Origin of the sequence: Roseovarius nitratireducens (assembly GCF_002925845.1) — a bacterium.
GTDB classification, from domain to species: Bacteria; Pseudomonadota; Alphaproteobacteria; order Rhodobacterales; family Rhodobacteraceae; genus Roseovarius; species Roseovarius nitratireducens.
In genome coordinates this window covers 119,832-140,871 of record NZ_PDNI01000010.1, presented here as the reverse complement: position 1 = coordinate 140,871, position 21,040 = coordinate 119,832, and the positions used below count along the sequence as shown (strand labels likewise).

Below are 21,040 nucleotides of genomic sequence, written 5' to 3'. Positions count from 1 at the left end.
AGTCTGGCGGGCAGGACCAAGCGGCAAGGGAGAGCGGGATGGATCTGGGTTTGCGGCCCGAGTGGCAGGGGCGTCTCGAACAAGTGGCGGCGATGGTGCGCGACGAGATCGCGCCCTGCGAGGCGGAGTTCCACGCCGAGGTGGCGCGCGACGACCGCTGGGCGCTCAGCCCGCGGCAGGTGGAGATCCTCGACGGGCTGAAGGCGCAGGCGCGGGCCGAGGGCCTGTGGAACCTGTGGCTGACCGACGAGGGCGGGGCCGGGCTGCGCACCGTGGACTATGCCTATTTCGCCGAAGTCATGGGCCGCAGCCCGCTGGCGCCGGAGGTGTTCAACTGCAACGCGCCCGACACCGGCAACATGGAGGTGTTTCACCGCTATGGCAGTGCCGAGATGAAGGCGCGGTGGCTGAAACCGCTGATGGAGGGGGAAATCCGCTCGGCCTACCTGATGACCGAACCGGAGGTGGCAAGCTCTGACGCGACCAACATCGCCATGTCCTGCGTGCGCGAGGGGGACGAATACGTGCTCGACGGCGAGAAGTGGTGGGCCACGGGCGCGGGCGATCCGCGCTGTGCCGTCTATATCGTGATGGTGCGGACCGGCGGCGACGACCTGCCGAAGCATCAGCGTCACGCGATGATCGTGGTGCCCGCCGACAGCCCCGGCATCGAGGTGCTGCGCGCGATGGAGGTCTACGGTCATGACGACGCGCCGCACGGGCACATGCATATCCGGTTTACCGGGGTGCGGGTGCCGGCGGAGAACCTGCTGCTGGGCGAGGGCCGCGGCTTCGAGATCGCGCAAGGCAGGCTGGGGCCGGGGCGCATCCATCACTGCATGAGAGCCATCGGCATGGCCGAGGCGGCGCTGGAGATGATGTGCCGCCGTGGCCTCGAGCGGGAGGCGTTCGGCAAGCCGTTGGCGCAACTTGGGGCGAATCACGACATCATCGCCGAGTGCCGGATGGAGATCGAGCAGGCGCGGCTCTTGTGCCTTAAGGCCGCCTGGATGATGGATCAGGGCGACGCGCGCGCCGCCGCGCCGTGGATTCACCAGATCAAGGTGGTCGCGCCGCGCGTGGCGCTGAAGGTCGTGGACGAGGCGGTGCAGTTGTTCGGCGCGCAGGGCATCAGCCAGGATGTGCCGCTTTCGGCGATGTGGACGCATCTGCGCACGTTGCGCCTGGCTGACGGGCCGGACGCGGTCCACCGGCGGCAGGTGGCGCGGGCGGAACTGCGTCGGCACACGCAGGAGAAGGTGTGAGCGGGGCGCGGCCCGGGTGGGGGCACTGCCCCCACACCCCCGGGATATTTCCGGCAAGATGAAGCCAAGGCGCGCGCATTCGCGCACAGGCATGTCTGCGCCAGTGCACTGGCCTCACGATGTGGTGACCGGCGGGGCGGTTACATGGCGCGCGGCCCCAGATTAGCTATGGTGTGAGCGTAATCAAAGGAGGCTTACATGACTGCCGAATTCAAGATCACCACTGCCCCGGTGAGCGACGATGCCGCTAAAGGCGCGGCCAAGGAGATGCTGGACGGCGCGCGCGCCAAGCTCGGTTTCGTGCCGAACATGTATCGCGGCATGGCGATCAATCCGGGGCTGCTGAGTACCTATCTGCACGGCTATGCGCATTTCCGAGAGCAGGGCAATTTCACGCCGCCGGAGCAGGAGGTCGTGTTCCTGACCATCTCGCTCGCCAATGGCTGCGACTATTGCACCGCCGCGCACTCGATGCTGGCGGTGAATGTCTCGAAGCTGTCGGAGGCGCACACGCAGGCGCTGCGCGACGGCAAGCCGCTCGATGATGCCAAGCTGGAAGCGCTGCGCCGCTTTACCCATCACATGTGGGAGACGCGCGGCCTGCCGACGAAGGCCGAGGCCGAGGCGTTCAAGGCCGCGGGATACTCGGATATCCACGTGCTGGAGATCATCCTCGCGATGTCCGTGAAGACGATCAGCAACTATGCGAACCACGTGAATCACACGCAGGTGGACGACGCCTTCGCCGCCTTCGCGGTGGACAAGACGGTGGCGGCGGCCTGAGCCGCGCCTAGCTATTGCGCCCCTGCGCGTCGGGGGCGCAGAACATCTCGTACAGGACGCCGAGCAGGCGTTCGGCGCGCGCGTCGGCAAGGCTGTAGTAGATGGTCTTGCCGTCGCGGCGCGTGCGTACCAGGCCCTCGTGGCGCAGCCGCGCAAGCTGTTGCGAGACCGCCGCCTGCCGCGCGCCGAGGAGGGCCTCGAGCTCTGAGACGGATTTCTCGCCGGTGACGAGGTAGCACAGGATCATCAGCCGCCCCTCGTGGCCGAGCGCGCGCAGGAATTCAGCCGCGTCGGTGGCGTTCTGCTGCATTTGCGCCAGGTCGGCGCTGTCGGGGGCGGTCGTGAGCATGTGCCGTTGCTCCTTTTTCGCTCAATCTAGGGCGATTTCGCGCGCGCGGCAATTGCCAAACCCGTGATCGCGGGGGGGGGCGCCCGGAGCGGGCTCAGACTTTTGCGCAACACGGCGTCGAATCGCGCGCGCGCCCTTGCAGGGGGTGGGGCGCGTCACTAAGACTCCGTTAGCACGCCGTCGGTTACGATCGGCGAAACCTATTGGCGCGGACAGGACGGCCGGGCCGCAACAGCAGGCGGGACAGGATGAAAGACCCTTTCGAGACATACATGAACACGCTCGTGCCCATGGTGGTCGAGCAGACCAGCCGGGGCGAACGCGCCTACGACATCTTCTCGCGGCTTCTGAAGGAGCGGATCATCTTTCTCAGCGGGCCGGTGCATGATGGCATGTCGAGCCTGATCGTGGCGCAGCTTCTGCACCTCGAGGCGGAGAATCCGTCCAAGGAAATCAGCATGTACATCAACAGCCCCGGCGGCGTGGTGACGAGCGGGCTGTCGATCTACGACACCATCCAGTACATCAAGCCCAAGGTCAGCACGCTGGTCATCGGACAGGCGGCAAGCATGGGGTCGCTGCTGCTCACCGCGGGCGAGAAGGGCATGCGCTTTTCGCTGCCCAACAGCCGGATCATGGTGCACCAGCCCTCGGGCGGCTACCAGGGGCAGGCCACCGACATCATGATTCACGCCAAGGAAACGCAGAAGCTCAAGGACCGGCTCAACGAGATCTATGTCCGCCATACCGGGCAGGATATCGAAACCGTCGAGGCGGCGCTGGAGCGCGACAATTTCATGTCACCCGAAGAGGCGAAGGAATGGGGCCTCATCGACGAGATCGTGACCAACCGTAACAAGCCCGGCGACGGCGATGACGCCAAATGAGGCGATGAATGAACGGTGATCGCCCGTGCGCGGGCGGTCGAGAAAATCGCATTGTGGTGCTTTCCACCCTGACTTAAGCTGGTGGGACGAACGAGACGAGACGACGCGCATGCCGCCCAACCGGCGGCGCTGAAAGGAAAGCCATGGCGAACAATTCCGGCGACAGCAAGAACACGCTCTATTGCAGTTTTTGCGGAAAGAGCCAGCACGAGGTGCGCAAGCTGATCGCAGGGCCCACGGTATTCATCTGCGATGAATGCGTGGAACTGTGCATGGACATCATCCGCGAGGAGACCAAGAGCGCGGGGCTCAAGGCGACCGACGGCGTGCCCACGCCGCACGACATCGCCAAGGTGCTCGACGATTACGTGATCGGCCAGGCGATGGCCAAGCGCGTGCTCTCGGTGGCGGTGCACAACCACTACAAGCGGCTCAACAACTCCGGCAAGAGCGATATCGAGCTCAACAAGTCGAACATCCTGCTGATCGGCCCGACCGGCTGTGGCAAGACGCTGCTGGCGCAGACGCTGGCGCGCATTCTCGACGTGCCGTTCACGATGGCCGATGCCACCACGCTGACCGAAGCTGGCTATGTCGGCGAGGACGTGGAGAACATCATCCTCAAGCTGTTGCAGTCGAGCGAGTACAATGTCGAGCGCGCGCAGCGTGGCATCGTCTATATCGACGAGGTCGACAAGATCACCCGCAAGTCCGAGAACCCGTCGATCACCCGCGACGTCAGCGGCGAGGGCGTGCAGCAGGCGCTGCTGAAGCTGATGGAAGGCACCGTGGCGAGCGTGCCGCCGCAGGGCGGGCGCAAGCATCCGCAGCAGGAATTCCTGCAGGTGGACACCACTAACATCCTGTTCATCTGCGGCGGCGCCTTTGCCGGGCTCGACAAGATCATCTCGCAGCGCGGCAAGGGCAGCGCGATGGGCTTTGGCGCCGATGTGCGCGACGAGGACGAGCGCGGCATCGGCGAGGTCCTGACGTCGCTGGAGCCGGAGGATTTGCTCAAGTTCGGGCTGATCCCGGAATTCGTCGGCCGCCTGCCGGTGCTGGCGACGCTGGAGGATCTCGACGAGGAGGCGCTCGTCACCATCCTGACCGAGCCAAAGAACGCGCTGATCAAGCAGTATCAGCGCCTGTTCGAGCTGGAGAACGCGACGCTGACCTTTACCGACGATGCGCTCAAGGCCATCGCCAAGCGCGCCATCGCCCGCAAGACCGGGGCGCGGGGGCTGCGCTCGATCCTTGAGGATATCCTGCTCGACACGATGTTCGACCTGCCCAGCCTCGAGAATGTCGAGGAAGTGGTGGTCAACGAGGAGGCGGCGACATCGGACGCCGCGCCGCTGATCATCTATGCCGAGACCAAGGGCAAGAAGGGCGGCGCGAGCGCCGGCTGAGTAGTCGCGCCTATGGAAAGAGGCCCGCGCCGGAAGGTGGGGGCCTTTTTCGTTGAAGGCGCGTGGGTGAATGGCCTGTTCCCGCCATTCGCATCCTGCCCTCGGCGCGGGACAAGGTGCGTTTACGCGCCGCCGCGCAGCGCCCGACCGCCCCCTCGGGCGGGCGCTTCTGCAACGGCGCAAATAGCGGTGATTTCTGAAGTATCTTGCACCATAAATCGCAGAGCGTAATCGAGTTTGCACCCACCCGGCGGTCGGGCGCTGCGCGGCTCATCGCCAAATGCCCAACGCCCGCTTCACGCCATCCCCGCCGCGCTCACCCCCGCCCGCGATAGGGCGGCACGCCCTGGTCGGGCAGCCAGACGCCTTCGGGCGCGGGGCCGGTCTGCCAGAACACGTCGATGGGGATGCCGCCGCGCGGATACCAGTAGCCGCCGATGCGCAGCCATTGCGGGCTGAGGAACTCGACCAGCCGCCGGGCGATGGAAACCGTGCAATCCTCGTGGAACGCGCCGTGGTTGCGAAAACTGGTGAGGTAGAGCTTGAGCGACTTGCTCTCTACCAGCCACGCGCCCGGCACGTAGTCGATCACCAGATGCGCGAAATCCGGCTGGCCGGTCATCGGGCAGAGCGAGGTAAACTCCGGCGCGGTGAAGCGCACCGCGTAGGCGGTGTCGGCCTGCGGGTTGGCGACGCGTTCGAGTTCCGCCTCCTCGGGGCTTTGCGGCACGCGGGTCGCGCCGCCAAGCTGCGTCAGGTCCTTGTAGATGTCGTTGTCGCTCATCGTGGTCTCCTTTTACACCCCGCGCTTGTTGCCCCAGAGCGTCACGTGCAGTTGCGGCAGAACGGTCGCCGCGAACCAGCCATCGGCCACCACCCGATCCACCAGCCAGCGCATCCGCGCGTCGATGCCCGCCTGGTCCACCACCGCCGTGTCATCTCCGGGCGGGGGCGGGGTGTGGTTGCCCGGTTGCAGATAGACGGCCAAGGATGGATACCGCGCCGCCACCTCGCGTGCCCAGTGATAATCGGCCTCGTCGAACACGACGATCTTGAGCACCGTCGGCGCATCGCCCGCGGCGGCGCGGCAAGCGTCGAACGCTGCCCAGTCCACCGCCATGCCCGACGAGGGCGGCTTGGGCGAAAGCACCAGCATGTCGAGATCGGCGAACCAGTCGCGCGCGACAGAGCCTTGGGTCTCCATCGCGAATCGGTAGCCGCGCGCGTGCCCCATCCCGATCAGCGGGCCAAGCGGCTGGATCGCGGGATTGCCGCCCGAGAGCGTGACGAGGATCGGCCGGTCGCCCGAGAGGCGGGCCACCTCGGCCATCACGTCCGCGGGCTGCATCGGCGCCCATGTGTGGCGATACTCTGCATCCACCGCGTGCAGGCTGTCGCACCACGAACAGCGGTAATCGCAGCCGCCGGTGCGTACGAATACGGTGGGCTGCCCGATCAGCGCGCCCTCGCCCTGGATGGTGGGCCCGAAGATTTCCGAGACGCGGACGGGATCGGTCACGGCCGGTATTCCGCCCATGTCTTGGGCGTCTCGCTCACCCGCACCGCCGAGACCTCGGGCCAGCGGGCGCGGCACCAGTCGAAGAAATGCCGCGCCATGCGTTCGGCTGTCACGCAACCGTCGCCCAGAACGTCGTTGAGGTGGCGGTGGTCGAGATGGTCGTCGATATAGGATTTCAGCGCGGCAAGGTCGTGGTAGTCGCGCACGAATCCGGTCTCGTCGAGGTCCACGGCGGCCAGTTCCACCACCACGATATAGTTGTGCCCGTGCAGCCGCGCGCAGGGGTGTCCCTCGCGCAGACCGAAGAGCTGATGCGAGGCGGAGAAGTGGAATTCCTTGGTGATCCGGTACATCAGCGCCCCTCCACCGCGGCCTGCCAGTAATCGGGGTCGTCATAGGCGGTCGGGTCATCGATCCCGGCGAGGTGGAACGCCTCGCGCCGCTCGACGCAGGTGCCGCAACGCCCGCAATGGCGCAGCCCCCCCTTGTAGCACGACCATGTCTCGGCGAAGGGCACGCCGAGGCGTGCGCCGTCGGCCACGATATCGGCCTTGGAGCCGTGGACATAGGGCGTCCAGAGCTCCACCTCGGCCACGCCTTCGAGCGCGTGATCCTGCATCGCCTGGAAGGCGGCGATGAATCCGGGGCGGCAATCGGGGTAGATGAAGTGATCGCCGCCATGCACCGCCGCCGCGACCGCACCCGCCTTTTGCGCCGCCGCCATGCCGAAGGCCACGGCCAGCATGATGGCGTTGCGGTTCGGGACGATGGTGATCTTCATCGTGTCCTCGGCATAGTGGCCGTCGGGCACGTCGACGTCGTCGGTGAGCGCCGAGCCCGAGAGCGCCGCGCCCACGCCGCGCAGATCGACCACCCGGTGCGGCACGCCGAGCCGCGCCGCGCAGGCGCGCGCGCTCTCGACCTCCTTGACGTGGCGTTGCCCGTAGTCGAACGACAAGAGCGCCGCGAGACGGCGCTCGGCGGCGGTCTTGTGGGCAAGGGTCACGGAATCGAGCCCGCCCGAGCAGATGACGATTGTATCCATACCTTGTGTCCTTGTTTTTTAGAGCGGGTAGGCTGCGACCGCTTGGGCCCGCGCCTTACGCCTTTCGCGCGATCATGGCAAGACGTCCGCCCCGCGCAATTCGCTTGGAGCGCTGCCGCAGGCGCGGCATAACGGGGACATGGAGACCGAGAAACTCGCCTTCGATCATGCGCCGGTCGGGCTTGCCGTGTTGGAACACCGGATCATCCGCGCCTGCAACCGGCAATTCGCCGCGATCTTTGGCGGGGATCCGGGCGATTACGCGGGCGTGCCGTTGGCGCGATTCTACCCTTCGATCGAGGATTACCGCCGGATCGGCTCGGACGCGCTGGCCGTGATGCGCGAGACCGGGCGCTATGCCGACGAGCGGGTGATGCGGCGCGGCTCGGGCGCGCTGTTCTGGTGCCGGGTGCGGGGGCAGTCGCTGACGCCCGAGGCGCCGTTCGCGCGCGGCATCTGGTCATTTGCCGATCTTTCCGACGAGCGCCCGCTCGTCGCGCTCACACGGCGCGAGCGCGAGGTGGCGATCCTGACGTGCCGGGGGCTCACGTCCAAGGAAATCGGGTTGGAGCTGGGGTTGAGCCATCGCACCATCGAGGTCTACCGCGCCCGCCTGCTGGAGAAATTCGGCGCGCGCAAGCTTGCCGAACTGGTGGCGAAGCTGTCGGGAATGCCGCTCTGAGCCCGGGTGCCGTGGGGGAAATGGCCGCTTTTCTCATGCATCTGCATGCCCTATAAGCGTCGGAAACCATTGCGATGGGCGCGGCCTGCGCGCACCATCGCCGTTACCGAGGAAGCAAATGTCGAACGAAACGCATGAATCGGACGTGGCCTTTATCCGGGCGCTCGCGGAGTTGTTGAACGAGAACGATCTTACCGAGCTGTCGGTCAAGCGCGAATACGGGCAGGACGACACGCTCAACGTGCGGGTGAGCCGACGGGGCGAGACCGTCACCACGCAGGTGAGCAGCGCGCCGGCGGCGCCTGCCGTTGCGTCGGCTGCCGCGGCGTCGGCGCCCGCGGCCGCACCCGTCGAGCCCGTGGATGACCCCGCGAGCCACCCCGGCGCCGTCACCTCGCCGATGGTTGGCACCGTCTACATGCAGGCCGAGCCCGGCGCGCCCTCCTTTGTCAGCGTGGGCCAGCAGGTGAGCGAGGGCGACACGCTGCTGATCATCGAGGCGATGAAAACCATGAACCACATCCCCGCGCCGCGTGCGGGCACCGTCCGGCGCATCCTGATCGAGGATGGCGCGGCGGTCGAATACGGCGCACCGCTGATGATTATCGAGTGAGGCGGGCATGTTCGACAAGATCCTTGTGGCCAACCGCGGCGAGATCGCGCTCCGCGTGATCCGCGCGGCGCGCGAAATGGGCATCCGCTCGGTCGCCGTCCATTCCACGGCGGACGCCGACGCGATGCATGTGCGCATGGCCGACGAGACCGTGTGCATCGGCCCGCCAGCATCGTCGGAGAGCTACCTGTCGATCCCCGCGATCATCGCCGCCTGCGAGGTGACCGGTGCGCAGGCGGTCCATCCGGGCTATGGCTTCCTGTCGGAGAACGCCAATTTCGTGCAGATCGTCGAGGATCACGACCTCACCTTCATCGGTCCCTCGGCCGAGCATATCCGCATCATGGGCGACAAGATCACCGCCAAGGACACGATGAAGGCGCTGGGCGTGCCCTGCGTGCCCGGCTCGGAGGGGGGCATCGCCGACGTCGCAGAGGCCAAGGCGCTGTGCGCCGAGATCGGCTATCCGGTGATCGTCAAGGCGACGGCGGGCGGCGGCGGGCGCGGCATGAAGGTGGCGCGCGACGAGGGCGAGCTGGAGCGCGCCTTTCTCACCGCGCGGTCCGAGGCCAAGGCCGCGTTTGGCAATGACGAGGTCTATATCGAGAAATACCTGACCACGCCGCGCCATATCGAGGTGCAGGTGTTTGGTGACGGCAAGGGCCGCGCCGTGCATCTGGGCGAGCGGGACTGCTCGCTTCAGCGGCGTCACCAGAAGGTGCTGGAAGAGGCCCCCGGCCCCTGCATCACCGACGAGGAGCGCGCGCGTATCGGCGCGATCTGTGCCGATGCCTGCGCCAATATCGACTATCGCGGCGCTGGCACGATCGAGTTTCTCTACGAGAACGGCGAGTTCTTCTTCATCGAGATGAACACGCGGTTGCAGGTCGAGCACCCGGTGACCGAGGCGATCTTTGGCGTGGACCTCGTGCGCGAGCAGATCCGCGTGGCCGAGGGGCTGCCGATGTCCTTCACGCAGGATGAGCTGGTGATCAACGGCCACGCCATCGAGGTGCGCATTAATGCCGAGAAGCTGCCGGATTTCGCCCCGCGCCCGGGCACAATCACGCAGTTTCACGCGCCCGGCGGGCTTGGCGTGCGGATGGATTCGGCGCTCTATGACGGCTATCGCATCCCCCCCTATTACGACAGCCTGATCGCCAAGCTGATCGTTCACGGGGCCGACCGCGACACCGCGCTGCGCCGTCTTGCCCGCGCGCTGGGCGAGTTGATCGTGGACGGGGTGGACACCACGGTGCCGCTGTTTCACGCGCTGCTGCAGGAGGAAGACATCCGCAGCGGCAACTACAATATCCACTGGCTCGAACACTGGCTCGAAACCAACCTGCGGGAGTGATGCCCGCCTTCCTGCCCCCCGCGCTGCTGTTGCGCGCCTATGCTGCCGGCATTTTCCCGATGGCCGAGCATCGCGACGACGCCGAGGTGTTCTGGGTCGATCCGCCGCGCCGGGGCGTGCTGCCGCTGGACGGATTTCACCTCTCGCGCAGTCTTGCCCGCCGGATGCGGCGGGGGGGATATACGGTCACGCTCGATGCCGATTTCGCGGGCGTGGTGGATGCCTGCGCCGACCGGGACGATACCTGGATCAGTGCGCCAATCCGCGAGGCCTACCTGGAGCTGCACGCGCGCGGACACGCGCATTCGCTGGAGGTGTGGGAAGAGGGCACGCTGGCGGGCGGGGTCTATGGCGTCACGCTCGGGCGCGCGTTCTTTGGCGAGAGCATGTTCTCGCGCCGCACCGACGGCTCGAAACGGGCGCTGGCGCACTTGGTCGATCACCTGCGGCGCTGCGGCTTCGTCCTGTTTGACACGCAGTTCATCACGCCGCATCTGGCGCGGCTGGGGGCTGTCGAGATCGACCGCGCCGCGTATCGTGCGCGGCTTTCGGAGGCGCTGGAGACAGAGGCGGATATAACGGCGCTACCGCTGGAGGGCGACCCGGCTCAGGTGGTGCAGCGGATCACCCAGACATCGTAGCGCGGATGTTCCAGCGCGTTGAGCGCGGGCGAGGAGGCCAGTATCCAACCGTCGAACCACAGCTTGCCGCCTTGCGTCTCGCGGATAGCAACATGGGCATAGGCATCGCCCGCCGGGTTGCCCTCGGGGTAGCGGCATTCGGTCAGCTTTACCGTGAGCGAGCCGATCTCGGCGGCCTCGCCATTGGCGAGGTCGAGGTCGCGCAGCTCTGTGGTGATCTTGTCGAGCCCGCGCAGCACCGCGCCGCGCCCCGTGGCCGTGTCCTCCTGCGCGTTCGCGCCCGGTGCGCAGGCGATCAGCAGACAGGTCGCCGCTGCGCGGATCATTGCGCGGCTCCATCCTCGTTGCCGGATACGAATTTCATCAAGAGCGAGACGAGGCTGACCGATCCTTGGGTGAACTCGATCTCGTCGCCCGGCGTGAAGTAAAAGGGCGAGCCGCCGGGCAGGATTTCGACGTAATTGCCGCCCAGTAGCCCCTCGGACGAGATCGCCACGGCGCTGTCATCGGGGACGTCGATGCCTTCGCGCACGGTAAAGATCGCCTTGGCGCGATAGGTGTCGGGATCGAGGCGCAGCTCGGTCACGCGGCCTACCTTGACGCCAGCGAGGCGCACATCGGTGCCCGTGCTGACGCCGTCGGCGCTGCGGAAACTGGCGTTGAGGGTATATTCCTCGCCCGCTGTAGTGAAGCCGGTGGTCTTACCGGCATAGGCGACGAAGCCCAGCGCCACGGCCAGCACCAGTCCGCCCACAAGGACTTCGGTCTTGTTCTCGGACATCGCTTGGCCCCTATTCCGGCGTCCACGCCTCGTAGTCGCGCCGCTCGACCGGTTCGGGGCGGCGAATCGACCCGGCGGGCGCATAGGCCAGCGGCGTGCCGGTCAGGTTCTCCTGATGGGGCTTTTCCCATGCCTTGTGTGGCAGCGGCGCGTCGCTCGGCGGCTCGGCATAGGTGTAGTGCAGCCAGCCGTGCCAGTCGGGGCTTACCCGGCTGGCCTCGGCCTCGCCGTTGAAGATCACCCAGCGCTTCTTGCCGTCACGGGAGCGGTAGAAGATGTTGCCCTCCGTGTCCTCGCCCACCTTCACGCCGTTGCGCCAGGTGTAGAACTGGGTGTTGAGCGTCTGCCCGTTCCACCACGTCACGGCGCGCAATAGCGTGTTGAGAATACCCATCAGACCCTCCGGCTCATTCCCTGTCCGATATGGCGGATTTGATGGCAAAGGTCCAGTGCCGCGTGCTGCGCGCCCGTGTCCGGGCGCGCAGGGAAATCCGGCTCAGCAGGGCGCGGTGCGGTAGGTGCCGTCGCCATTCGCATAGGCGCATTGGTTGGTGCGGGTGTTACGCGCGATGAGCGTGCCCGCCGCCGCGCCCGCCAGTGTCGAGGCCACCGTCCAGCCGGCATTGGCGTCAAAGACGGTAGCCCCGATCAGGCCCGCGCCTGCGCCGATGGCCGCACCGGTGAGTTCGCGATTGTCGTTGGTGTCGACGCAGCCTGCGAGCGCAAGGCCCGCCAGCGCGCCGATGATCGTGTTGCGTGTCATGTTGTCTTCCTTTCCTGCCTGTGAGGATATGGCCAAACAAAGCACACTGCAGCATAACGCATCCTAACGCAGGATAGCGCCGGGGAAATAGCCGCATCGGCAAGGAATGGCCGGTCAGGGGATTGGCGGCGGGCGCTTGCGCCGCGCGCCCGAGAGTGCGTTGCCCGCGATGGCCGCCAGCAGGATCGCCCCGCCCACAAGCGTGGTGGGTTCGGCGCGCTCCCCCAGGAACAGCCAGACCCAGACCGGCCCGAGCACCACTTCGGACATCGACAGAAGCGTGAGTTCGGCGGCGGGGACACTGCGCGACCCGATCGTGTAGAGGATGAGACCGGCGCCGACCTGGAAGACGCCCATGGCGGTGGCAATCCCCGCGTCGCGAGGGGTGAGCGACAGCGACAGGCCAAGCGAGAGGGAGATCACCGCCATGACCACGGTGCCAATGAGCCCTGAGAGCAGCACGGCGGGCATCATCTCGACCGCGCGTCCGCGGCGCAGCGCCACGGTGAACACGGCAAACCCCAGCGCCGAGCCGAGCGCCGCGAGATTGCCCCTGAGCGCCGCGCCGGAGGTCTTGTCCCAGACCATCACGGCGATGCCGCAGGCAGCCACGGCGATGGCGATCCAGGTGGCGGGGCGCACGCTCTCGCCAAGGATGATGCGCCCCAGCACCGCCGCGATCAGCGGGGCGGCGGCAAAGAGCATCATCGCGTTGGCAACGGAGGTGGACTGGATCGCCGTGATCCCGCCGGTATAGGCCGCGACGAGCGCGGTGCCAGCGATCACGCCGGGCCAGCCCATCGCGGCGATGCGCGCCAGCGGCGCGCGCCCCGAGCGCAGCCGCACCACGACGTAGAGAAACACGCTCATGGCGAGCGATCGGTAGAAGAGGATCTGCCAGACCGCCGCGTCCTCGATCAGGCGGATACCCAGCCCCACGGTGGACCACAAAACGCCCGCCATGAAGACCAGCAGATAGCCCGAGAGATCGCGCTCTGAGGTGGCCGTCATGCTCACGGCGCGCGATCGTCTTCTGGTCCGGGCTGCGGCGGCAGGTGACCGGGCGTGAAGGTGCTCTCGGCGATCACGGGTGGTGCGTCGCCGCGCCGCGCCGCGCGCATCTCGCGCCAGCCGATATAGAGCCCCGAGGCGATGATGAGCGTCATGCCCGCGAGCGTGGCGGGGGGCGGCACCTCGGCCCAGACCACGTAGGCGAGCAGCGCGGCGAAGGGCAGGTAGGAATAGTCGAAGGGCGCGACGAGGCTCGCGTTGGCGACCTGGTAGGCGCGCGAGGCCAACATGTAGGCCACCATCCCCACGAGGCCCAGCGCGGCGAGGGGGGCGAGGTCGGTCAGCGTGCCCTCGGGCAGGCCCCAGCGCAGGTGCTGCGTGGCGGCGCTCTCTGGCACGAGCTGTGCCACTGCCCAGCCCGCGGGCACGATCAGCACCCCCGAGAAGGCCAGCGTATACAGCCCGACGGTAAGCGTGCTCTCGCGCTCGCCGATGCGGCGGGCGAGGATTTGCGAGCCGGCATAGGTGAGCGCGCAGAGCAGCGGCAGCACCGCCACCCAGTCGAGCCCGCCGCCCGGCTGCATGGCGATCACCACGCCCGCGAAGCCCACGGCAAGCGCCGCCGCGCGGTGCGCGCCGATGTGCTCACCCAGAAACGGCGCGGCCATCAACGCGGTAAAGAGCGGCGCGGCAAAGAAGATCGTGCTGACCTCTGCCAGCCCCATGAACGGGAACGCCGCGTAGAACATCGAGAAACCCGCGGCAAAGAGCGCCGCGCGCGCCAGGTGCAGCGGCCAGAGCGCCGAGCGCAGGCTGTGCGATCCCCCGAGCCAGGCGATGAGCGGCACCAGCACCATCACCGCGACCACCGAGCGCGCGAACAGAAGCGGCCAGACCGGGTAGCTCGCGAGCAGCGATTTCATCGCCGCGTCCTGCACCACGAAGAGCAGCATCGCCGCCTCTATGCACAGGATGCCCTGAACGGCGCGCGAGGGGGCCGGGAGGGGATGCGTGCTCATCATCGCCATTGGCGGTTTCCTGTCTTGCGTGGGCGCGGACAGACCGGGGGCGACGCTGCACCTCGGTGCGGGGCGCGGGCGCGGACGGTCGGGATGCGTCGAGGGCCGGTGAAATGACCGGTGCGCGCAGGCTCTCATGTCAGAACGCGACTGTCTTGTCTGATAGCGACACGGGCGGAGGCGGCGTCAGGCGCGGGTCGGGTGGAAGCGACCGGCGGGCGAGAGGGTGAATATCTCGGCGCCCTGCGCCGTGACACCGATGGAATGCTCGAACTGCGCCGAGAGCGATTTGTCGCGCGTCACCGCCGTCCACTCGTCGTCGAGCACGACGCTGTCGGGGCGGCCGAGATTGACCATCGGCTCGATGGTGAAGAACATCCCCTCCTCGAGCCGCGGCCCGCTGCCCGCGCGACCGTAGTGCAAAACGTTGGGCGGCGCGTGGAACACCCGGCCAAGCCCGTGGCCGCAGAAATCGCGGACCACCGACATGCGGTGCGCCTCGACATGGCTCTGGATGGCGTGGCCGATATCGCCAAAGGTGGCACCGGGGCGCACCGCCTCAATCCCCTTCATAAGCGCGTCATGGGTGACCTGGATCAGCCGCTCGGCCTTGCGCGAGGGTTTGCCCGCCACGTACATCCGGCTGGTGTCGCCGAACCAGCCATCGACGATCACGGTCACGTCGATGTTGAGGATGTCGCCGTCGCGCAGCGCGTCGTCGGCGCGCCGCTTCTCGTGGTCGCGCGAAATGGTCTCGCTGCCGCTCTTGGGGATGGGCGCGCCGGGGATGCCGTGGCAGACCACGTGGTTGACGCTGATGCAGCTTGCGTGGCGGTAGCCCTTGTAGCCGATGGTGGCGGATTTCGCCCCGGCGGCCTTGATCTTCTGCTCGATGAGCGCGTCGATGGCCTCGGTGGTCTGGCCCACGAAGATGTGTTCGGATATCTCGTCGAGGATTTGCGCGGCCAGCCGTCCGGCGGCGTGCATGCCTGCGAAATCCGCCGGCTCGTGGATGCGGATGCCGTCGCGCGTGGTGCGCCCTCGATGCGTCTGGTTCACGTCATGCCCCGTCGATTTCTCCATACTTTCCCCCAATTAGGCCGTTTTCGCCGCGAGGACCAGAGGCCAGCGGCAGCGCCGGGCCGATTGTGATGCCGTCGGGCGTGATCTCGGCACGGTGAGCCATTACCTCGACGCCCGCCGCGCGGCCCGCGTCAAACGCCGCGGCATAGGCCGGGTCGATATCGGCGGCGGTGGCGAGCGCGGTCGCGTCGCTGCGCTGCACGAGGTAGAACAGCACCGCGCGCCGCCCCTCGCGCGCGCAGGCGGCCAGATCGCGCAGGTGGCGTGCACCGCGCGCGGTCACGCTGTCGGGAAACTCCGCGCGCCCGGGCGCGCGCGCGAGCGTCACCGATTTCACCTCGACCACCGCCTCGGGCAGGCCCGGACCGCGCAGGATGAAATCGGCGCGGCTCGCTTCGCCGATGCGCTGTTCGGGGCGGACCTCGTCATAGGCGGCGAGCGCGGGCAGCGCGCGGGCGGTGAGCGCGGCGCGCAACACGCGGTTGGCCGCACCCGTATCCACGCAGACGAGCGCACCTCCGGCCGTTTCGGCCAGCCGCCAAGCGTAGCGCAGCTTGCGGCGGGGATCGTCGTTGCGCTCGACCCAGATCGTGGTGCCGGGGGTGGCGAGGCCGGTCATCGCACCGGGATTGGCGCAATGGGCTGTCGTCTCGGTGCCGTCCTCCAGCCGGATATCGGCGAGGAACCGCTTGTAGCGCCTGAGCAGGGTGGCGCGCAGGAGGGGGCTTTGAAACCGCATGGGCGGGGCCTATACCGGGGCCGGACCCACTGCAAGGAAGCCGCCATGCCCAACCCGACCGCCGCCATGCTCGTCATCGGGGACGAGATCCTCTCGGGGCGCACGCGCGATGCCAACATGCATCACCTCGCGCGCGAATTGACCCATGTCGGCATCGACCTGGGCGAAGTGCGCGTGGTGCATGACGACGAAGCGGCCATCATCGGCGCCGTGCGGGCGCTGAGCGACGGTTTCAACGTTGTGTTCACCTCGGGCGGGATCGGCCCCACCCACGACGATATCACCGCCGAGGCGGTGGCGCGCGCCTTCGATACGCCCATCGGTGTGCGCGACGATGCGCGCGCCATCCTCGCCGCGCATTACGAGGCGCGCGGGCAGGACCTGAACGAAGCGCGGCTGCGAATGGCGCGCATCCCCGATGGGGCCACGCTGATCGACAATCCGATCAGCGCCGCGCCGGGCTTTATCCTCGGGAACGTGCATGTGATGGCCGGGGTGCCGGCGATCTTCGAGGCGATGCTCGCCTCGGTGCTGCCCACGCTGACCGGCGGCGCGCCGGTCCTGTCGCAATCCTACGAGGTGCGGCGCGGAGAGGGCGATATCGCCGCCCCACTCTCCGATCTCGCGGCGCGCTATCCCGACCTGTCGGTCGGTTCCTACCCGTTCATCCGCGACGGCTGTCACGGGGCGCAGATCGTGATCCGCGGGCAGGATGGCGCGCGCCTCGACGCGGCGATGGCCGAACTGGCCGGGATGTTCCCGGCATGATGCCCGATGTCCAAGCGCTCTACGCCGTTACCGAGGCGACATGGCCGCCCGCCGCGACCCGTGCGCTGGGCCCGGTCACGATTCACGAGGGACGGGGCGGGGGCAAGCGTGTGTCGGCGGCAACTGTGACGGGCGCGGCGACAGGGGACGATCTCGACCGCGCCGAGGTGGCGATGCGGGCGCTGGGGCAGGGGCCGCTCTTTCAGGTGCGCGAGGGCGATGACGTGCTCGACGCGATGCTGGAGGTGCGCGGCTACCGCGTGGTTGATCCCGTCAACCTGCATGTCGCGCCGGTGGCCGCGCTGACCGGCGAGACGCCGCCGCGCGTCACCACCTTTACCGTGTGGGAGCCGCTGGAGATCATGCGCGACATCTGGGCCGAGGGCGGCATCGGCCCCGCGCGCGTGGCGGTGATGGAGCGGGTCGAGGGGCCGAAGACGGGGCTTTTCGGTCGGCTCGGGGATCAGCCCGCCGCCGCCGGGTTCGTGGCCATCCACGACGGCGTGGCGATGGTGCACGCGCTGGAGGTGCGCGCGCGCCACCGGCGCGCGGGGCTGGGGCGGCTGATGATGCTTCAGGCCGCGCATTGGGCCGCCGCGCAAGGGGCGCGACATCTCGCCGTGATCTGCACGCAGGCCAACGAAGGGGCGAACGGGCTTTATTCGGCGATGGGATTCTCCTGCGTCGGCACGTATCATTACCGTCAGAAGGAGCAGCCATGACCCGCAAAGACGACCAGCCCACCGCGCTCGACCTGCCGCCGGTCGATCCCTTGCCCGAGGCGACCGCGCGCTATTTCGAGATATGCGAGGACAAGCTGGGCCTCGTGCCCAACGTGCTGCGCGCGCACGCGTTCGATATCGACAAGCTCGATGCCTTTGCCGGGCTCTACAACGCGCTGATGCTGGCGCCCTCGGGGCTGTCGAAGCTCGAGCGCGAGATGATCGCCGTGGTGGTCAGCTCGATCAACCGGTGCTGGTACTGCCAGGTGGCGCATGGCGCGGCGGTGCGCGCGCTCTCGGGCGATCCCGCATTGGGCGAGGCGATGGTGATGAATTACCGCGTCGCCGATATCGAGCCGCGCCAGCGCGCGATGCTCGATTTCGCGGCCAAGGTGACAACGGCAAGCGCCACCGTCGAGGAGGCCGACCGGCAGGCGCTGCGCGATCACGGTTTTTCCGACCGCGATATATGGGACATCGCGAATGTGGCGGGGTTCTTCAACATGTCCAACCGCGTCGCCTCGGCCACCGGGATGGAGCCCAACCCCGACTACCATTCGCAGGCGCGCTGAGATGCGGGCGCGGCGGGCGGCGTGGCTCGTGGCGCTGCTGCTCCTTGCCGGGGCGGCGCAGGCGCAGGACCTGCCGCTGCCCGAGGGCGCGGAACGCACGGCAGAGGTGATCCGCGAGGCCGACACGGTGCACCTGCCGCAAGGCGCGCTGGAGGGCGGCGCGGTATCGCGGCTGCGGCTCGACGGGACGATTACCAGTCGGGCGTGGCGGCTGCCCGAGCGGGGGCTGGGCACGCTGGCACGGATGGTCCCGCTGCGCGCGGCGCTGGAAAAATCCGGGTGGGAGGTGGTATTCTCCTGCGCGGCGGATGGCTGCGGCGGGTTTGGCTTCCGCTTTGCCGTGCCGGTGCTGCCGGCGCCCGCGATGTTCGTGAACCTCTTCGATTACCGTTACCTGCTGGCGCGGCGCGGCACGGGCGAGGCGGTCGAGCATGTCATGCTGTTCGTCAGCCGCGTGGGCGAGCGGGGCTATGTGCAGCTCACCCATGTCGGGCCCGCCGGCACGGCAGAGGCGGCGCCCGCCCCTGCCGACCCTGCGCCACAGGCCGGGACGGGATCGCTCGAGGCCACGCTGCGCGAGGCCGGGCACGTGGTGCTGCGGGGGCTGGATTTAGCCTCGGGTGAGGCGGTGCTCGGGCCGGGGCCGCACGCGGACCTCGCGGCGCTGGCGGCATTCCTGGCCCAAGACCCCGAAGCGCGGATCGCGCTGGTGGGCCATACCGACAACGTCGGCGCGCTCGACGCCAACATCGCGCTGTCGCAGGCGCGCGCCGAGGCGGTGCGCGCGCGGCTCATCGCCGATCACGGGGTCGATGGCGCGCGCGTCGAGGCGCGCGGCGTGGGTTATCTCGCGCCGGTGGCGGCCAACGACACGCCCGAGGGCCGCGAGATCAATCGCCGGGTCGAGGTGGTGCTCTTGAAATAGGCGGGTTGGGCGATGGCGCGGGTTCGGGGATCGGCAGAGCAGCGTTCCAGGAAATTTCCGGCCCCTCACGGAGCGGCCATTTTCGTGACGCGCCGGGCAGTCAGCTGTTTTCCTGATGCTCCAGGAAATCGACGAAATGTTGTGTCGGCAGACGCAGGTTCTCGGACACCCACACCGCCTCGGTCACCATGACATCGGCAACGTCACGGATGGGAAGAGGCACCAGCCCGCCGGTTCCGAAATCGTAGATGCTCTCGGTCAGGATGGTGATGCCCATGCCGCAGGACACAAGCCCGAGAATACCCACGGAATTGAACGCCTCCTGCACGATGCGCGGCTGAAAGCCCGCCTTGCGGCACAGCGGAAACAGATAGTCGTAGAAATGCGCCCAGGCCTCTGCCGGTCCGTGCACGAAATCCTCGTCCGCCAGATCGGCGAGGGCGACCGACTTGCGCGATGCCAGGCGGTGCCCTTCGGGCACGATGCAGATCGGACGGTCGGTTTGCACGACACGGCTTTGAAATCCCGGCTGCCGCACCGGGCCGGTGACAAACCCGATGTCGAGCTTGTCGTCCTTCAACTCCTGAAGCTGCGTGGCCGTGACCCCGTGATGCGGGCGCACCGTGATGCCGGGATGTTCCTGGTGAAACCGCTTGAGCAGTTCGGGCAGCGCGTCGGCGATGGCGAAATCGGTATAGCCGACTCGCAGCGCCCCGGCCTCGCCGATACTGACGCGGCGGGTAAGGTCGATGGTCGCCTCCATCCCGTTCAGCACCCTTTGCCCGCCCTCGCGAAAGGCGCGTCCCGCATCGGTCAGGCGCACGAAGTTCTGCGACCGGTCGAACAGCGTGACCTGCAACTCGGCCTCAAGATGCTGGATCGTGCGGGTGAGCGCCGGTTGCGAGATGTGCAGGTGTTCCGAGGCACGTCTGAAATTCAGATCCTCGGCGAGGACCAGGAAATAGCGGATATGGCGGAGGCCGATTTTCATGATACCTATTATGCATCAGAAACTAATCAATTGATATTATACTTGCAGATCGCGCCCGGCTACCCTGCCTGGATAACAAGATCAATAAATCCAGCACGCAACAGGGAGCAATCATGTCACAGTCACCCATTCACCGTTTCGCCGGGCCCATCGCGGCGCTCACCCTCATGGCCGGTGCCGCCTCGGCGCAGGACGTCACCATCAACCTCGGCTATGCCGCCGCCGAGACCAGCACCTATGCCGTGCTTGCCGACAAGTTCGAGGAACTGGCCGAGCAATACACCGATGGCAGCATCGACGTGAAGGTGCGCTGCTGCGGTCAGCTGATGGGCGAGGACGAGGCCTTCAAGGCCATGCAGCTGGGTACGGTGGACATGTTCATCATCACCGGCAACAACATCTCTCCGCATTTTCCGCTGATGGATGCGTTCGTGCTGCCCTACATCTTCCAGAACAAGGATCACGCCTACCGCGTTCTGGAAGGCGAGGTCGGGCGCGACTTTGCCGAGCAGCTTCATGCCGCCACGGGGGTGCACCTGCTGACCTACGGCTTTGTCGGGGATCGCGATTTCTACAACTCGCGCAACCCGATCACCTCGGTCGAGGACATGGCGGGGCTCAAGGTTCGCGTCCCCAAGAACCAGGTGATGATCGACACCTACGAGGAATTCGGCGCGGCCCCCATCCCGCTGCCCTGGGCGGATACGCCCACCGCGCTTCAGACCGGCACGGTGGAAGGGGCCGATAACGGCACCTCGTTCATCAAGTCGCAGAAGTTCTACGAGATCATGCCCTATTTCACGGTGCTTGAGCATTTCACCTACTTCTCGCCGCTTTTCGCCAGCGAACGCGTGATGGGCAAGCTGGACCAGGCGCAGCGCGACGCGGTCATGCGGGCGGCAGAAGAGGCAGGCGTCTATCACCGCGAAGAGATGGCCGCGCGGATCGACGAGATTCGCGCCTTCCTGACCAGCGAGGGCGGCATGGAAACGGCCGAATTCGATCGCTCCGGTTTCATCGAGGCGGGGCTGCGGGTGCAGGACCGCTATGCCGCCGACAAGGGCGAGGCATTCATCGCCCTGGTCGATGCGATCCGCGCCGAAGCAGAGTAACACC

The 21,040-nt window shown here is 67.3% G+C and carries 27 protein-coding genes; 13 read left to right on the top strand and 14 right to left on the bottom strand.

What is annotated here, in order from left to right; genetic code table 11:
• Positions 1 to 38: 38 nt before the first annotated feature.
• Both CRJ03_RS01270 and CRJ03_RS01265 read left to right on the top strand, forming a co-directional pair.
• Positions 39 to 1,265, top strand: a complete 1,227-nt coding sequence (locus CRJ03_RS01270) for an acyl-CoA dehydrogenase family protein (protein WP_104017104.1) — start codon at positions 39 to 41, stop codon at positions 1,263 to 1,265.
• A gap of 198 nt (positions 1,266 to 1,463) precedes the next feature.
• The gene (locus tag CRJ03_RS01265) at positions 1,464 to 2,048 is read left to right on the top strand and encodes a carboxymuconolactone decarboxylase family protein (protein WP_165375205.1); all 585 of its coding nucleotides are present in this window, start codon (positions 1,464 to 1,466) and stop codon (positions 2,046 to 2,048) included.
• Between the two features lie 7 nt (positions 2,049 to 2,055).
• Here CRJ03_RS01265 and CRJ03_RS01260 read toward each other — a convergent pair whose 3' ends face one another.
• Positions 2,056 to 2,397 (bottom strand): ArsR/SmtB family transcription factor, encoded by a 342-nt coding sequence (locus tag CRJ03_RS01260; protein WP_104017103.1) that lies wholly within the window; start codon positions 2,395 to 2,397, stop codon positions 2,056 to 2,058.
• A 248-nt stretch (positions 2,398 to 2,645) separates the two neighbouring features.
• On the opposite strand from CRJ03_RS01260, the gene CRJ03_RS01255 reads away from it, so the two are divergent.
• Positions 2,646 to 3,284: an ATP-dependent Clp protease proteolytic subunit gene (locus CRJ03_RS01255; RefSeq protein ID WP_104017102.1), complete on the top strand. Its 639-nt coding sequence runs from the start codon at positions 2,646 to 2,648 to the stop codon at positions 3,282 to 3,284.
• Positions 3,285 to 3,427: 143 nt separating this feature from the next.
• Entirely contained in the window at positions 3,428 to 4,693 is a 1,266-nt protein-coding gene (clpX, locus tag CRJ03_RS01250) for an ATP-dependent Clp protease ATP-binding subunit ClpX (protein ID WP_104017101.1), read from the top strand.
• 316 nt (positions 4,694 to 5,009) lie between these two features.
• Here clpX and queF read toward each other — a convergent pair whose 3' ends face one another.
• From queF to queC, 4 genes are read right to left on the bottom strand one after another with little or no spacing between them, the layout of a single operon-like run.
• The gene (gene queF / locus CRJ03_RS01245; RefSeq protein ID WP_104017100.1) at positions 5,010 to 5,477 is read right to left on the bottom strand and encodes a preQ(1) synthase; all 468 of its coding nucleotides are present in this window, start codon (positions 5,475 to 5,477) and stop codon (positions 5,010 to 5,012) included.
• Positions 5,478 to 5,489: 12 nt separating this feature from the next.
• Positions 5,490 to 6,230 carry a 7-carboxy-7-deazaguanine synthase QueE gene (gene queE, locus CRJ03_RS01240; protein ID WP_104017099.1) on the bottom strand — a complete coding sequence of 247 codons (741 nt, stop codon included), beginning with the start codon at positions 6,228 to 6,230 and terminating at the stop codon, positions 5,490 to 5,492.
• A complete protein-coding gene (locus CRJ03_RS01235; protein WP_104017098.1) occupies positions 6,209 to 6,565 on the bottom strand; it encodes a 6-pyruvoyl trahydropterin synthase family protein in 357 nt (118 codons plus the stop codon). Before CRJ03_RS01235 ends, queE begins: the two co-directional genes overlap by 22 nt.
• Positions 6,565 to 7,257, bottom strand: a complete 693-nt coding sequence (gene queC, locus CRJ03_RS01230; protein WP_104017097.1) for a 7-cyano-7-deazaguanine synthase QueC — start codon at positions 7,255 to 7,257, stop codon at positions 6,565 to 6,567. Before queC ends, CRJ03_RS01235 begins: the two co-directional genes overlap by 1 nt.
• 139 nt (positions 7,258 to 7,396) lie before the next feature.
• On the opposite strand from queC, the gene CRJ03_RS01225 reads away from it, so the two are divergent.
• From CRJ03_RS01225 to aat, 4 genes are all read left to right on the top strand, one after another.
• On the top strand, positions 7,397 to 7,939 hold the full coding sequence (locus CRJ03_RS01225) for a PAS and helix-turn-helix domain-containing protein (protein ID WP_104017096.1): 543 nt from the start codon (positions 7,397 to 7,399) through the stop codon (positions 7,937 to 7,939).
• Positions 7,940 to 8,057: 118 nt separating this feature from the next.
• The gene (accB, locus tag CRJ03_RS01220; RefSeq protein ID WP_104017095.1) at positions 8,058 to 8,552 is read left to right on the top strand and encodes an acetyl-CoA carboxylase biotin carboxyl carrier protein; all 495 of its coding nucleotides are present in this window, start codon (positions 8,058 to 8,060) and stop codon (positions 8,550 to 8,552) included.
• A gap of 7 nt (positions 8,553 to 8,559) precedes the next feature.
• A complete protein-coding gene (gene accC / locus CRJ03_RS01215) occupies positions 8,560 to 9,909 on the top strand; it encodes an acetyl-CoA carboxylase biotin carboxylase subunit (RefSeq protein ID WP_104017094.1) in 1,350 nt (449 codons plus the stop codon).
• A complete protein-coding gene (gene aat, locus CRJ03_RS01210) occupies positions 9,909 to 10,550 on the top strand; it encodes a leucyl/phenylalanyl-tRNA--protein transferase (RefSeq protein ID WP_240611516.1) in 642 nt (213 codons plus the stop codon). The genes accC and aat overlap by 1 nt, the downstream gene beginning before the upstream one ends.
• On the opposite strand, the gene CRJ03_RS01205 is transcribed toward aat, so the two are convergent.
• The 8 genes from CRJ03_RS01205 to sfsA all read right to left on the bottom strand — a co-directional run bounded on the left by CRJ03_RS01205 (position 10,517) and on the right by sfsA (position 15,946).
• Positions 10,517 to 10,876, bottom strand: coding sequence for a DUF2155 domain-containing protein (locus tag CRJ03_RS01205; protein ID WP_104017092.1), 360 nt, complete (start codon positions 10,874 to 10,876; stop codon positions 10,517 to 10,519). The two genes, aat and CRJ03_RS01205, sit on opposite strands and share 34 nt — an antisense overlap.
• Positions 10,873 to 11,331, bottom strand: coding sequence for an outer membrane lipid asymmetry maintenance protein MlaD (gene mlaD / locus CRJ03_RS01200; RefSeq protein WP_104017091.1), 459 nt, complete (start codon positions 11,329 to 11,331; stop codon positions 10,873 to 10,875). The genes CRJ03_RS01205 and mlaD overlap by 4 nt, the downstream gene beginning before the upstream one ends.
• A gap of 10 nt (positions 11,332 to 11,341) precedes the next feature.
• Positions 11,342 to 11,725, bottom strand: a complete 384-nt coding sequence (locus tag CRJ03_RS01195; protein ID WP_104017090.1) for an NADH:ubiquinone oxidoreductase subunit NDUFA12 — start codon at positions 11,723 to 11,725, stop codon at positions 11,342 to 11,344.
• A 102-nt stretch (positions 11,726 to 11,827) separates the two neighbouring features.
• Positions 11,828 to 12,094, bottom strand: coding sequence for a glucose-6-phosphate isomerase (locus tag CRJ03_RS01190; RefSeq protein WP_104017089.1), 267 nt, complete (start codon positions 12,092 to 12,094; stop codon positions 11,828 to 11,830).
• A 114-nt stretch (positions 12,095 to 12,208) separates the two neighbouring features.
• On the bottom strand, positions 12,209 to 13,105 hold the full coding sequence (locus CRJ03_RS01185) for a DMT family transporter (protein ID WP_104017088.1): 897 nt from the start codon (positions 13,103 to 13,105) through the stop codon (positions 12,209 to 12,211).
• 2 nt (positions 13,106 to 13,107) lie between these two features.
• A complete protein-coding gene (locus CRJ03_RS01180; RefSeq protein ID WP_240611511.1) occupies positions 13,108 to 14,124 on the bottom strand; it encodes a DMT family transporter in 1,017 nt (338 codons plus the stop codon).
• Positions 14,125 to 14,310: 186 nt separating this feature from the next.
• Positions 14,311 to 15,207, bottom strand: coding sequence for a type I methionyl aminopeptidase (map, locus tag CRJ03_RS01175; protein ID WP_104017086.1), 897 nt, complete (start codon positions 15,205 to 15,207; stop codon positions 14,311 to 14,313).
• Positions 15,185 to 15,946, bottom strand: coding sequence for a DNA/RNA nuclease SfsA (gene sfsA, locus CRJ03_RS01170; protein ID WP_104017085.1), 762 nt, complete (start codon positions 15,944 to 15,946; stop codon positions 15,185 to 15,187). The genes map and sfsA overlap by 23 nt, the downstream gene beginning before the upstream one ends.
• Positions 15,947 to 15,991: 45 nt before the next feature.
• Between sfsA and CRJ03_RS01165 the strand changes: the two genes are divergently transcribed.
• The 4 genes from CRJ03_RS01165 to CRJ03_RS01150 are packed head-to-tail and all read left to right on the top strand — an operon-like array spanning position 15,992 to position 18,933.
• Positions 15,992 to 16,714 carry a competence/damage-inducible protein A gene (locus CRJ03_RS01165; RefSeq protein ID WP_104017084.1) on the top strand — a complete coding sequence of 241 codons (723 nt, stop codon included), beginning with the start codon at positions 15,992 to 15,994 and terminating at the stop codon, positions 16,712 to 16,714.
• The gene (locus CRJ03_RS01160; protein WP_104017083.1) at positions 16,711 to 17,436 is read left to right on the top strand and encodes a GNAT family N-acetyltransferase; all 726 of its coding nucleotides are present in this window, start codon (positions 16,711 to 16,713) and stop codon (positions 17,434 to 17,436) included. Before CRJ03_RS01165 ends, CRJ03_RS01160 begins: the two co-directional genes overlap by 4 nt.
• Positions 17,433 to 18,008, top strand: coding sequence for a peroxidase-related enzyme (locus CRJ03_RS01155; protein ID WP_104017082.1), 576 nt, complete (start codon positions 17,433 to 17,435; stop codon positions 18,006 to 18,008). The genes CRJ03_RS01160 and CRJ03_RS01155 overlap by 4 nt, the downstream gene beginning before the upstream one ends.
• A 1-nt stretch (position 18,009) precedes the next feature.
• Entirely contained in the window at positions 18,010 to 18,933 is a 924-nt protein-coding gene (locus CRJ03_RS01150) for an OmpA family protein (RefSeq protein WP_104017081.1), read from the top strand.
• A gap of 100 nt (positions 18,934 to 19,033) precedes the next feature.
• Here CRJ03_RS01150 and CRJ03_RS01145 read toward each other — a convergent pair whose 3' ends face one another.
• On the bottom strand, positions 19,034 to 19,924 hold the full coding sequence (locus tag CRJ03_RS01145; protein ID WP_104017080.1) for a LysR family transcriptional regulator: 891 nt from the start codon (positions 19,922 to 19,924) through the stop codon (positions 19,034 to 19,036).
• Between the two features lie 113 nt (positions 19,925 to 20,037).
• Between CRJ03_RS01145 and CRJ03_RS01140 the strand changes: the two genes are divergently transcribed.
• The gene (locus CRJ03_RS01140; protein WP_104017079.1) at positions 20,038 to 21,036 is read left to right on the top strand and encodes a TRAP transporter substrate-binding protein; all 999 of its coding nucleotides are present in this window, start codon (positions 20,038 to 20,040) and stop codon (positions 21,034 to 21,036) included.
• Positions 21,037 to 21,040 lie beyond the last annotated feature (4 nt).